Below are 12,683 nucleotides of genomic sequence, written 5' to 3'. Positions count from 1 at the left end.
GTCACGGTCCTCTCTTATTTTTATATGGAGGGAAATCGGAATGGAGAAGGTTTACATTGTTGCTGCTCAGCGAACACCAATCGGTAAGTTTAACGGTCAGTTAGCTTCAAAGTCTGCAGTTGAATTAGGAGCGATTGCAATTAAAGCGGCTGTTGAAAAGGCAAAGCTCAGCGGAAACGATATTGACCAAGTATTAATGGGGAATGTTATTCAAGCAGGAACGGGACAAAATCCAGCTCGTCAAGCATCAATGGCCGCTGGCTTAGGTGAGCAGGTTCCGGCAATAACGATTAATGACGTCTGTGCGTCGGGAATGTCCAGTGTTAACCTGGCAGCAAGTTTAATTCGTGCAGGACAGGCTAATGTAATTGTTGCTGGGGGGATGGAAAGTATGTCCCAAGCCCCATATGTTCTTCCTAAAGCACGGAATGGTTATCGGTTTGGGAATGGAACCTTACTTGATGCAATGCAAAGTGATGCTTTAAATGACGTTTATGGCGGTTATCCAATGGGAATTACTGCTGAAAATATCAATGATAAGTATCAGATTACTCGTCGCCAGCAAGACGAATTTGCTTTGTTGAGCCATCAACGTGCAGTAAAAGCTCAAAAAGCAGGCTATTTCGATTCAGAAATTGTGCCCGTTGAAGTTAAGCAGAAACGAACCACTGTAACTGTAAAGGTTGACGAAGCACCACGACCAGATACTTCCCTAGTGGCTTTAGCAAAATTAAAACCAGCTTTTAAATCTGACGGAAGTGTGACTGCAGGAAATGCCTCGGGAATTAATGATGGGGGAGCTGCTTTGGTTCTTGCTTCTGAAAGTGCAGTCAATCAATTAGGATTAACTCCATTGGCTGAGTGGCAAGGATCTACAGTTGTTGGTCTTGATCCAGCATTGATGGGTCTGGGACCATATTATGCAATCAATAAGCTCTTAAAAAATCAGCAGATGGCGGCGGATGACGTGGATACTTACGAAATTAATGAAGCGTTTGCGACCCAAGCCCTTGTCTGTCAGGACTTGCTTCATCTTGATCCTAGTGCTGTCAATCCTTGGGGTGGAGCAATTGCGTTAGGCCATCCAGTTGGGTGTTCAGGCGCGCGAATTATCGTCACGATGATTAATGAAATGCATTGGGATAATCATGAACTCGGCATTGCTTCGCTGTGTGTCGGGGGCGGAATGGGTGAAGCGGTTCTGCTTAAGAAAATTTAGTACCAAGAATAACATTCATCGTAAAAGGCAAGTAATTGAGGAAAATTGAAGTTTTTCTCTATTACTTGCCTTCTTTATTTTATTAAGTTAAATACGTTTTAAATAATTAACTATAACAGGCCTGTTTTGCGGGAGCTAAACAGTAATAACTTTAAATTATAAAAATTCACAACCGTTTTCTAAAAATTTGCGCAAGCGGTTGCACAACGATTTTAAATTTGATATTATTAATATTGCAATAATGTGTGAAGCGCTTACAATAATCATAAGTGTCTTTTAGAACTATTTTATAAGTTAAGGAGTTGTTAGCAATGAGTCAAGAAAAGTCCACGGGGGCTGGATTACCTACTCTATCAAAGAGTACTATCTGGATGATCAACTTTGGATTCCTTGGTGTTCAGACAGCTTTTACTCTGCAGAGTTCTCAAATGAGTCGGATTTTCCAAACTATTGGTGCCGACCCTAACAACCTTGGCTGGTTCTTCATCTTACCACCATTAGCTGGTTTGATTGTTCAACCAATCATTGGTTATTATTCAGACCGTACATGGGCACCAAAATTAGGTGGTCGGCGGTTACCATACTTACTACTGGGAATGATTGTAGCTGTTATCGTTATGATTTTGCTTCCTAATTCAGGAAGTTTCGGTTTCGGGTATGGTTCGCTCGCTGCCCTTTGGTTCGGTGCAATTACTGTTGCTTTACTTGACCTTTCATCAAATGTGGCAATGCAGCCATTTAAGATGATGGTTGGTGATATGGTTAACGATGACCAAAAGAGTTATGCCTATGGGATTCAAAGTTTCTTATCTAACACAGGTGCTGTGTTAGCTGCCGTTTTCCCATTCATTTTAACTGCTTGGTTTGGGGTTCGTAACACTGCAAAACGAGGCGTTGTTCCAGATTCAGTTATTATCGCCTTCTACGTTGGGGCAGCCTTGTTAGTTGTTACTAGTTTATTTACAGTTTTCCGGGTTCATGAATATGACCCAGCAACTTACGCAAAGTACCATGGTATTTCTGAAGATGATAACAAAGAGGGTGGAAATTGGTTCACACTCTTAAAGCATGCACCAAAGGCATTCTGGACAGTTACCCTTGTTCAATTCTTCTGCTGGTTTGCATTCCAATACCTCTGGACATACTCAGCTGGGGCTATTGCCAAAAACGTTTGGAATACTGTTGATGCTACCTCTGCTGGTTATCAGGCTGCTGGTAACTGGTACGGTGTACTTGCGGCTGTTCAATCAATCGCTGCTGTTATTTGGTCATACGTTTTAGCTAAGGTGCCAAACAAGTACCACAAGCTTGGTTACGGTGGTAGTTTACTTCTTGGTGCTCTTGGGTTCATTTCAGTGTTCTTTGTTCATGATCAATGGACGTTGATTGTTTCATACACCCTTGTCGGAATTGCTTGGGCTGCGATGAACACTTACCCATTAACAATTGTTACAAACGCATTGACTGGTAAGCACATGGGTACATACCTTGGATTATTCAACGGTTCAATTTGTTTACCACAAATTGTTGCTTCATTATTGAGTTTTGCTTTATTCCCATTATTTGGACACTCACAAGTTCACATGTTTATCCTTGCTGGTATTGTAATGGCTCTTGGTGCTCTTTCAGTTGCCACAATCAAGGAAACTTATGCTGAATAGGAGTTATTTAATAAAATAAGTTAATTAAGTTATAATAAAGGCAGGTTAAAGACTACCTTTATTTCAGATGAAAGGAATTGAGATTTCAATGAAACGTACATTTGATATTGCCCCTTGGCATGTTGCTACTCACAAATGGGACCCACAAGACAAGCGTTTACAAGAATCAATGACTAGTTTAGCCAATGAGAATCTTGGTATGCGTGGCTTCTTTGAAGAAGGTTACAGTGGTGACCATATGGAAGGTATTTACCTCGGTGGAGTTTGGTTCCCTGACAAGACTCGTGTTGGTTGGTGGAAGAATGGTTATCCTAAGTACTTTGGTAAGATGATCAACGCTGTCAACTTCATGAAGTTAATCATTAAGGTTAATGGTGAACAACTCGACTTAGCAAAGCAAACACCAAAAGACTTTAAGCTTGATCTTGACATGAAGCGTGGTGTCTTAGAACGGTGTTTTACTGTTGAAATTGGTGGTACTGAAATGTACTTCAATTTTGAACGTTTTGTTAGTGTTACCCAAAAAGAATTAGTTGGTCAACGTCTCCACATTAAGAACCGTGGCGACAGTGATGCTAAGGTTGAAATTACTAGCATGATTGATGCTGATGTATACAACGAAGACGCTAACTACGATGAACAATTCTGGAACGTTTTAGGCAAGTCTGCTGATGGCGAACATGCTGAATTAACTTCTATGACTAAGAAGAATGATTTTGGCACTCCACAATTCATCGTTGGAATGAAGACTACTTCAAAGACTAACCTTGACCACGTGGATGACGGCACTGACGAAAAACACGCTTACAACACATTTGCTGGTACTGTAGCTGCTGGTAAAGAAGTTAACTTTGAAAAGCGCAGTATCGTAATGACTTCTCGTGATTACGACTCCCAAGCAGATATTGAAAAGAACTTGGATGTATTAGGCGATCAACTTGATAATCAAAGTTTTGACGACTTACTCGATCCACATATTAAAGAATGGGCAGATCGTTGGGTTAAGTCTGATGTTGAAATTGAAGGTGACGAAGGAGCTCAACAGGGTATTCGTTTCAACCTCTTCCAACTCTTCTCTACTTATTATGGTCAAGATTACCGTCTTAACATCAGTCCAAAAGGATTCACTGGTGAAAAGTACGGTGGTGCTACTTACTGGGATACTGAAGCTTATTGTATTCCAGTTTACCTTGGGGTTGCAAACCCAGAAGTTGCACGTAACTTATTAATGTACCGTTACAAGCAATTAGATGGTGCCTTTGTTAACGCTAAGGAACAAGGACTTGATGGTGCATTATTCCCAATGGTTACCTTCAACGGTATCGAATGTCACAACGAATGGGAAATTACCTTTGAAGAAATTCACCGTAACGGGGACATTGCCTTTGCCATTTACCTTTACACTAAGTACACTGGCGACAAGTCATACGTTCTTAACGAAGGGGCAGAAGTTCTTACTGAAATTTCTCGTTTCTGGGCTGACCGTGTTCACTACTCCCAAAACAAGAACAAGTACATGCTTCATGCCGTAACTGGTCCTGATGAATACGACAACAACGTAAACAACGACTGGTACACTAACCTTCTTTGTCGCTGGACTCTTCAATACACCCTTGACATCTTAGACCAAGTAGATGAAAAGGTAGCTAAGAAGCTTAATGTTTCAGAAGACGAAAAGCGTAAGTGGAAGGGTATTGTAGACAACATGTACCTTCCTTACGACAAGGAAAAGGACATCTTCCCAGAAAACGATGGCTTCATGGACAAGGACTTGACTCCAGTTTCTGAAATTCCAAGTGACCAATTACCACTTAACCAACACTGGTCATGGGATAAGATCTTACGTTCACCATACGTAAAACAAGGTGACGTTATCCAAGGTCTCTGGGACTTCATCGATGACTTTACTAAGGAAGAAAAGAAGAACAACTTCGACTTCTACGAACAATTTACTGTTCACGAATCAAGTCTTTCTGCTTCAGTTTACTCAATTATCGCTGCTGATATTGGTTACGAAGACAAGGCCGTTGAATTGTATGAACGTTCAGCACGTCTTGACCTTGATAACTACAACAACGATACTTCTGATGGACTTCACATTACTTCAATGACTGGTTCATGGCTTGATATTGTTCAAGGATTTGCTGGTATGCGTGTTCGTGATGGTCAATTACACTATGCACCATTCTTACCTAAGAAGTGGGATTCATACCAATTCCGTCAAATGTTCCGTGGCCGGATCTTGAAGGTTAAGGTTGACAAGCATGGTACTAAGATTGATCTTGTATCAGGTGACCCAATTACCATCGATCTTGACGGTAAGAAGCTTGAATTAAAGTAATTCTTGGAGGCATTTGAGATGAAGTTTGAAGATTTGAAAGGTTTTGCATTTGACCTTGACGGTGTTATTGCTGACACTGCTCGTTTTCATGGTCAAGCATGGCACCAATTAGCTGACAAGGTTGGAACTGAATGGACTCCAGAATTGGCTGACGCATTAAAGGGTGTTAGTCGGATGGATTCTTTGGAATTAATCTTGAAGGCTGGCGGCCATGAAAATGACTATACTCAAGAAGAAAAAGAAGCTTTGGCAACTGAAAAGAATGATAACTATATTAAGTTAGTTGAAACTCTAACACCTGCTGATATTCTTCCAGGAATGAAAGACTTCTTAGATGAATTGAAAGCTAACGGTTACCACATTGTATTAGCTTCTGCTTCTAAAAATGCGCCAAAGGTTCTTAAGTATTTGCAATTAACTGATTACTTTGAAGGAATCGTTAATCCAGCAAACTTAAGCCATGGTAAACCAGATCCAGAAATTTACCAAGAAGCAGCTAAATTAATGGATCTTCCAGCTGACCAAGTAGCAGGACTTGAAGATGCCCAAGCCGGAATTGAATCAATTAACCGTGCTGGTGAATTATCAATTGGTTTTGGTGCTGATTTGCAGGATGCTGATGTTAAGTTCGATAAGACTGGTGACGTATCCTTAGCTGCTATTAAAGCGCAAATGAATTAAGATCCAATTTCTCTCTTTTAACAATCCGTAAAGACGTACTTAGAATAATCTAGGTGCGCCTTTTTTATGTGAAATTATGAAAAGAAAAATCGTTATAATAACAACCATCATTCTAATTAGTTGCTTATGGGTAGTAGTTGCAATTAACTTTAATCGGCCGTCCTTTCAGCCAGTTCAAGATGAAACACAGTCAAGTCAACAACCGCGACCAAAATTTACCGACCAACAAATTGGGGTTTTGGCGGGATTGGCAATATCTCCCGACTGGTTAAAACAAAATATTGCTGCAAATCAACTCGTTTATGGAATTGTTAAGCCCTCTGATACCGTTCCAGCAGGAGTAAATGATTATAGCTATTTAGTAGCCGCTGACGACCAAGATGGAACGGCAATTTTCTTTAAAGTTGAAGGCCAGACTGTGATCATAAAATATACTTCTCAGCGAAATGCAAAATTAAAAACAAAGGACTTAACCTTGGCGCAACTAAGAAAAGAATTCTACCAAACGAGGTCACAAAAAAAGCAAGTAGATAACTATGTAGCAGGATTGCGGACCGAGTAAAATTTAAGGCATCTTAAAAATGCTATTTTCAGGGTATTCTTTAGTGATGAGTACTGTATAATATTCAAATTAAAGGAGGAAACTGTGATGTCAATTTATGGCCCATATGAGCAGATTTTGTCAAATATTCTTTCCCTCACAACTGATCGGATCAAAGAACTAAATCAGCAAACAGTGCAGGATAAGCAACCAAAACTTTATGAACATTTAATTGCTCGGGTGAAGACTTCCGAGAGTATGGCGGAAAAATGCCAACGAAAAGGCTATCCGGTCTCTACTGAATCGGCCTTACGAAAATGTCGCGATGCAGTTGGAATCAGAATTGTTTGTAACTTTATCGATGATATTGACCGTTGCCTTTGCCAATTACGTCAAGCTGACTGGTGTGAGGTTATTAAGGAAAAGGATTATATTACAAATGCAAAGCCAAATGGATATCGGAGCTATCATGTCATTATTGATGAAAAAGTTCCATATCAAGATATCGAAGGAAATAACCCGGGACATTTTTATGTTGAAATTCAGTTACGAACGATTGCAATGGATTCATGGGCAAGTCTTGAACATGAGATGAAATATAAACATAATATTAAAAATCCAGAGCGAATTGGTCGCGAACTTAAACGTTGTGCTGACCAATTAGCATCATGCGACGTTCAAATGCAAACAATCCGGCAATTAATTAATTCTAGTGAGGAAGGCGAATAAGATGCGAATCCTTGTAGCAGAAGATGAACAGCAGCTATCTCATGTATTAAGTTCAGCGATGACAGCGAGTGGTTATCAAGTTGATATTGCTAATAATGGCCAAGAAGCCGTTGAGCAGGCGAAAGAAAATGCCTATGATGTCATAATTTTAGACATCATGATGCCTGTTAAATCTGGACTGGAAGCATTAAAGGAAATTAGAGCAACTGGTAATCGAACATATATTATGATGTTAACGGCTATGGGTGAAGAAGATGATAAGGTAACTGGTCTTGATGCCGGTGCTGACGATTATTTAACTAAGCCCTTTTCCTTAAAAGAACTACTTGCTCGTTTGCGCTCCCGTCAACGCCGAGATGATTCTTACCAAGTAGATGTTCTTGAATTTGGTGATTTGACCCTTAACGGTAACGATCAATCGCTTGAAAGCCATAATTCGATTAGTTTAACGAATCGGGAAAATCGTTTACTTCAGTATTTTATTTTGAATGCTAATAAAGAATTATCAGCGAATGAACTTATTAACCACGTTTGGGATGAGAATGAAACCGCTGATCAAGAAGATCTCTGGATTAATATCTGTTATTTACGGCAAAAATTACAGGCAATTCAATCTCAAGTAACAATTAGTGGTGAAAAAACTGGACCGTTTATGATTGCATGCTAGGGGGTCAAGGAATGATTCAACGTTTTCGCTATAAATTTATTGCAATCTCAACTGCGGCATTATTATTTGTAATTTTGACAATTGTTGGCAGTATTTGCACCCTCACTTACTATCAATCGCACCAAGAAATTGAACGGGTATTGACGATTTTGGTAAATAACGACGGCCAAATTCCCCGAAAAGGGATCCGGACTACTGACAATAGTCAACCTCAATTTTCACGTGAGGGCCTTCATCAATATCGTTATTTTGCTGTACTGGTTGATAATAAAAATCAAGTAACGGAAGTGCAAGATGATCATATTGCAACGGTTACGCCGCAGGATGCCCGAGCAATGACAGACCGTCTTGTAAGAAGAAAAGTGCATAGCGGGCAGTTGCTATATCGAGGGGTAAATTATGCTTATAAGATTCGGAATAAAAACGGCGAGAAAGTAATTGTCTTTCTTGATGAATCACTCCTCATGGCCCGGACACGATCACTAATGCATACAGGGTTGATCTTAGGGATAATTGTTTTAGTTCTGTATACCATTGTTTTAACCCTTTACTCGCGTCGTGCAATTCGGCCAATTATTGAAGCAGAGCAGCGGCAAAAAGAATTTATAACTAATGCTAGTCATGAATTAAAAACGCCATTGACAGTTATTTCAGCGAATAATGAAATGCAAGAGATTATCAATGGTGAGAATGAATGGACAACAAGCACCAAGCAACAGGTTACTCGCCTGACAAAGTTAATTAATAACCTGGTGTCACTTGCACGCATGCAAGAACAACCGACATTAACGATGTTGCCGGTAAATGTAAGTCAAATTGCCGGGGATGTGGCTAGTAGTTTCAAGAGTGTGATTTCAACCGAACAGAAACAATTCAATGTACAGATTGATGAAGGCTTGGTAGCAAACGCTGATGAAAATACACTACGGGAACTGTTGAATATTTTGCTTGATAATGCGAATAAGTATTGTGATCCTCAGGGTGAAATTGATTTTACAGTGTCCTCGTCTAATCATAGTAAAAATATAGTTATTACGATTGCGAATAGCTATAAAGATGGTAAAAGCCTGGATGCTAAAAAATTCTTTAACCGCTTTTATCGGGTTGATGAATCGCATACTCAAGGAAAAAAGGCAGGCTTTGGTATTGGGCTTTCGATGGCTCAATATATCGTTAAACAATTCAAAGGGAAAATTACGGCGAAGTATACAAATGGTAAGTTAGCTTTTATCGTAACGTTAAAAGAAGTAGGAAAGTAAGAATGAAATTTTGGCGACTTAAGATTGGAATATATGCAGTTGTTTGGAGCCTAATAATTGGTATGCTGACAGCGGCGTATTTAAACTTAGTTAACTGGGTAATTGATTTAGTTTGGCATCAATACCTAGATCCGGCAGTTAGTAGTAAATGGTATCCGTTTTTAGTATGTATTCCATTGGGATTTTTGATTGGTTTCTTGAATGAGCGATGGGGTAATTACCCGTTAACGATTGAACAAGTGCTGACGCAAGTAAGGTTGAAAGGGCAATTAAATTATCATAATTGGTGGAAGTCTTTTATTCTTGGCTTATTGGCCCTCGGAGCAGGAGGGAACATCGGGCCGGAAGCTTCTACAACAGTCTTAACTAGCAGCATGATTAATTGGCTTGGTGACCGTATGCGCTGGGCAACTTCAATGCGCCAGAAAGTTTCTCTTTGGTACGGTAAAATGCAAACGCAAGATTTAGCCCGTGCTCCTAGATTCAGTCAGCTTTTTAAAAATAAATATCAACGAGTCTTTGTTATTTCAGGATTAGTTGGAATTGGAATAGTAGGCGCGGCGATTGTTTTTAAGCTTTTTCCTGAAGAAGGTGTTTTTAGGATGCATCACCGGATCATTAATTGGGAGTGGATCAATTTATTAACGAGTATTCCAACGATTATCATTGGGATTGCTTTTGGGTGGCTGTTTGTTCACTTAGAAAATTGGGCTGCACTGATAATTAATGCAAAAATAAGTAAGATTTGGCAAGGTGGGATTTTTGGGTTAATTTTAGCGATCAGCTCGTTGATTACAAGCGATATCTTATTTTCTGGTGAGTTTAGAATTGTTCCTTTTACCCACGAAGCCTTCAATCATTCAATCATCTTCCTATTAGTTGTAGCACTCGTAAAAGCCGTAATGAGTAATCTGGGTTTTGCAATGGGATGGCGGGGAGGAACTATTTTCCCGGCTATCTTTTCGAGTGTCGCGGTAGGAACTGCCTGTGCGATGATGTTGCCTGGAGACGTACGGATAAATGCAATTGTTGTAATCGCGGCAAGCCTTACCTTTATTTTAGAAAAACCGTTATTAACAATTATCCTGCTGTTATTATTGGTACCGATTGAACTAGCGCCGGTTATAATTGTAGTTGCATTTTTAGTAGGAAGGATTATTAAACTTTTTCCTGCTAGTGAATAGAGAATCTTTAATATCTTTTGTGTAATAAAGAAGATTGAGTACTTGCTAAGCGTGAAAAATTATTTAAATTTCATTTTATTAATATTTTGTTGTTTATATGAGAAAAGTCCTGTATCTTTATTAAAAAACAATTAGAGAATGGGGCGATAATGTGTTTAGCAGAATTGGTCAATTAATATTCGATAATGAAGCTGTTGCAAAGACTTCTGATTTTACAATGGGTCTTGAGATTGAAATGCAACGAGTAGACGAAGATGGCAACCTAAGCCTTGAGCCATATCCGTCAGCGATTGGGGATGAGAAGACTAATCCATGGATTACCAATGATTTTTTAGAAACAATGGCTGAAATGGTAACTCCTTCTGCCCAACATGCTCTTGATGCAATGCATTATTTGTATGTTATCAATAATACATTGCGATCAGCTCTTGCTCCCGGCGAGTTATTATGGCCGTTATCCATGCCCCCACGACTTCCTAAAGATAAGACTAAATTACGGTTAGCTAAAATGGGACCGAAAAAAGAAGCTTATTTGAAGGAATGGGCAAAACGTCATGGGTACTCGCAAGGAACGCCCTGTGGAGCGCATATTAATTTGAGTATTGATCAGCACATTATTGAGCTAGTCCTTAATGCTTTCCCGGAACGCTTTAATAGTAAGCGTGAAGTGCGGAATTATTTATATACTATCTTGGCACAAGGTTTTGTCCGATATCGATGGCTTCTTACGTATCTTTATGGTGCAAGCCCAATTGTTGAAGAAAATTATTTTGAACCGGGAAAAGAGTTGCCTCATCCGATTCGGAGTGTGCGGCAAAGTCAATACGGTTTTGGGACCAAATTTACCGGTGATTTTACTAATCTCGATCGTTACATTGCACGGATTGAAGAAGGAGTTAAAGCAGGGATCTTAACATCGGATTACGAATTTCATGGTCCGGTGAGGTTCAAAGGAAACACGGATTTAAAAAAGTTGCCTGAACATGGAATTGAGTATTTAGAATTACGAATGCTCGATTTAGATCCTAGCAGTTCAGTAGGAGTTCGAACTGGTACACTAAGATTTATTCGTTTATTAGCAAGTTACTTGATCATGCAGCCGCCATTAAAAGAAAACGAAGTAGAAGAAATGTTGGTGACTGCCGATAAAATGAATGAAGTTGTAGCCGAGGAAAATCCCCAAGCAACTTGTAGATATCAGGCCAAAGCTCGTGCTGTCCTCAAAAGTTTAGAGCGGTATGCCAATCAAATCCAACTCGGTCCAGAATATTCCGAAGTTCTGGAAGACTTAGAAGATCGGGTCGAAAATCCGCTAACTACCCCGAGTGCTAAACTCTTAAACTATGTAAAGAATGGTTCACTCACCGAGTATGCGTTGCGTCGTGCCAAACGTTACCAACAAGCGGCACAGGAAACAATCCATCCTTTTAAAGGGTTTGAAGATGGACGAATCTATACTGCTGATGAGCTTCGAAAAGAATTAACATTGTAACCTTTTCAAGGAGAAGCTAGCTCCAGTAAGCAATAATAGGCCTCCAACGTTCGATTTTACCGGGCATTGGAGGCCTATTATTCTATGTTTTTTTCTGAAAGTAACTTAGCTTATGTCACAGCCCTCCACTATTTATTTAGCCGCTTTTTTCGCTCTAGTAATTAAGTCAGCAAAAATAGCGCGCGAATAATCGTAATGTTTAAACATGTTTTCTGGATGCCATTGAACTGCTAAAATTTGATCAGAGTTAATGGTTTCCACGGCTTCTGGTACCTGATCATCAGCCCATGCCGTTACATGAAGTGGTTCAGCAATCTGATTTAGTGATTGATGATGACGTGAATTAACATATGGTCTGGGTCCTACTAAGTTAAATAATCGACTTGCCTTGTCTGTATTAACGTGGTGGGAAGGAAAATTTCCTGGGGCATCTTGGGAATGCTTAAGGGTTTGATGGGGATTTTCCGAAAGGTCTTGGTATAAAGTCCCGCCAAGCGCAACATTTAATACCTGCATTCCACGACAGATCCCCATCATTGGTTTTCCAGCATTAAATGCAGCTGTAGCAAGACTAATTTCAAATTGATCTCGTTTAAGATATGTGGGACCTAATTTTTGATGCGGCTCTTCGTTGAAAAAGGTTGGATCGACATCACTTCCTCCAGCAAAGATAATCCCATCAAAAAGATCAAGGTAGGATGGTGCTAGTGAAGCAGCAACACTAGGAAGAATAACGGGTAATCCTCCTGACTTGATAATGGCTTCGATTAATGGGCGAGGTGCGAAGGCAGCATTTCGCTCGTTAATGATGTTTGTAGCTTCAGTTAATGTATCTGCAGGAATAGCAATTCGTGGATGCATATAACCCCTCCTCATTTAGTTCTCATGATATTATAATCAAAGCATAAT

At 39.7% G+C, this 12,683-nt stretch carries 11 protein-coding genes; 10 read left to right on the top strand and 1 reads right to left on the bottom strand.

The features are described from left to right. Nucleotides 1–40: 40 nt before the first annotated feature. The 10 genes from QOS06_RS07465 to QOS06_RS07420 all read left to right on the top strand — a co-directional run bounded on the left by QOS06_RS07465 (nt 41) and on the right by QOS06_RS07420 (nt 11,774). Nucleotides 41–1,219: a thiolase family protein gene (locus QOS06_RS07465; protein WP_003670258.1), complete on the top strand. Its 1,179-nt coding sequence runs from the start codon at nt 41–43 to the stop codon at nt 1,217–1,219. 311 nt (nt 1,220–1,530) lie between these two features. Further along, nucleotides 1,531–2,880, top strand: a complete 1,350-nt coding sequence (locus QOS06_RS07460; protein WP_003670259.1) for an SLC45 family MFS transporter — start codon at nt 1,531–1,533, stop codon at nt 2,878–2,880. 88 nt (nt 2,881–2,968) lie between these two features. Continuing rightward, complete coding sequence (locus QOS06_RS07455) at nt 2,969–5,221, top strand: glycoside hydrolase family 65 protein (protein WP_035159711.1); 2,253 nt, start codon at nt 2,969–2,971, stop codon at nt 5,219–5,221. Between the two features lie 18 nt (nt 5,222–5,239). Then, nucleotides 5,240–5,902, top strand: coding sequence for a beta-phosphoglucomutase (gene pgmB, locus QOS06_RS07450; protein ID WP_003670263.1), 663 nt, complete (start codon nt 5,240–5,242; stop codon nt 5,900–5,902). A gap of 76 nt (nt 5,903–5,978) precedes the next feature. Then, on the top strand, nt 5,979–6,464 hold the full coding sequence (locus tag QOS06_RS07445; RefSeq protein WP_003670265.1) for an Lreu_0056 family protein: 486 nt from the start codon (nt 5,979–5,981) through the stop codon (nt 6,462–6,464). 87 nt (nt 6,465–6,551) lie between these two features. Further along, complete coding sequence (locus tag QOS06_RS07440) at nt 6,552–7,172, top strand: GTP pyrophosphokinase (RefSeq protein WP_003670266.1); 621 nt, start codon at nt 6,552–6,554, stop codon at nt 7,170–7,172. 1 nt (nt 7,173) lies between these two features. Beyond that, nucleotides 7,174–7,839, top strand: coding sequence for a response regulator transcription factor (locus tag QOS06_RS07435; protein ID WP_003670268.1), 666 nt, complete (start codon nt 7,174–7,176; stop codon nt 7,837–7,839). A gap of 11 nt (nt 7,840–7,850) precedes the next feature. Then, nucleotides 7,851–9,098: a sensor histidine kinase gene (locus QOS06_RS07430; RefSeq protein ID WP_035159713.1), complete on the top strand. Its 1,248-nt coding sequence runs from the start codon at nt 7,851–7,853 to the stop codon at nt 9,096–9,098. A gap of 2 nt (nt 9,099–9,100) precedes the next feature. Further along, a complete protein-coding gene (locus QOS06_RS07425) occupies nt 9,101–10,282 on the top strand; it encodes a chloride channel protein (RefSeq protein ID WP_283595716.1) in 1,182 nt (393 codons plus the stop codon). A gap of 151 nt (nt 10,283–10,433) precedes the next feature. Next, nucleotides 10,434–11,774, top strand: coding sequence for a glutamate--cysteine ligase (locus tag QOS06_RS07420; RefSeq protein WP_003670274.1), 1,341 nt, complete (start codon nt 10,434–10,436; stop codon nt 11,772–11,774). 132 nt (nt 11,775–11,906) lie between these two features. Here QOS06_RS07420 and QOS06_RS07415 read toward each other — a convergent pair whose 3' ends face one another. After that, a complete protein-coding gene (locus tag QOS06_RS07415; RefSeq protein WP_035159714.1) occupies nt 11,907–12,635 on the bottom strand; it encodes a gamma-glutamyl-gamma-aminobutyrate hydrolase family protein in 729 nt (242 codons plus the stop codon). Nucleotides 12,636–12,683: the final 48 nt, after the last annotated feature.

Origin of the sequence: Limosilactobacillus sp. DJ3M12 (assembly GCF_947381695.1) — a bacterium.
In the GTDB taxonomy this organism is placed as follows: domain Bacteria; phylum Bacillota; class Bacilli; order Lactobacillales; family Lactobacillaceae; genus Limosilactobacillus; species Limosilactobacillus kinnaridis.
Note: the sequence above shows the minus strand (reverse complement) of the source record. Positions and strands in the feature narration are given on the sequence as shown.

Excerpts from the sequence above, each read along its gene's own strand:
- pgmB (WP_003670263.1), top strand. The coding sequence starts at position 5,240 with ATGAAGTTTGAAGATTTGAAAGGTTTTGCATTTGACCTTGACGGTGTT.
- QOS06_RS07460 (WP_003670259.1), top strand. The coding sequence starts at position 1,531 with ATGAGTCAAGAAAAGTCCACGGGGGCTGGATTACCTACTCTATCAAAG.
- QOS06_RS07445 (WP_003670265.1), top strand. The coding sequence starts at position 5,979 with ATGAAAAGAAAAATCGTTATAATAACAACCATCATTCTAATTAGTTGC.
- QOS06_RS07465 (WP_003670258.1), top strand. The coding sequence starts at position 41 with ATGGAGAAGGTTTACATTGTTGCTGCTCAGCGAACACCAATCGGTAAG.
- QOS06_RS07430 (WP_035159713.1), top strand. The coding sequence starts at position 7,851 with ATGATTCAACGTTTTCGCTATAAATTTATTGCAATCTCAACTGCGGCA.
- QOS06_RS07440 (WP_003670266.1), top strand. The coding sequence starts at position 6,552 with ATGTCAATTTATGGCCCATATGAGCAGATTTTGTCAAATATTCTTTCC.
- QOS06_RS07455 (WP_035159711.1), top strand. The coding sequence starts at position 2,969 with ATGAAACGTACATTTGATATTGCCCCTTGGCATGTTGCTACTCACAAA.
- QOS06_RS07435 (WP_003670268.1), top strand. The coding sequence starts at position 7,174 with ATGCGAATCCTTGTAGCAGAAGATGAACAGCAGCTATCTCATGTATTA.
- QOS06_RS07425 (WP_283595716.1), top strand. The coding sequence starts at position 9,101 with ATGAAATTTTGGCGACTTAAGATTGGAATATATGCAGTTGTTTGGAGC.
- QOS06_RS07415 (WP_035159714.1), bottom strand. The coding sequence starts at position 12,635 with ATGCATCCACGAATTGCTATTCCTGCAGATACATTAACTGAAGCTACA.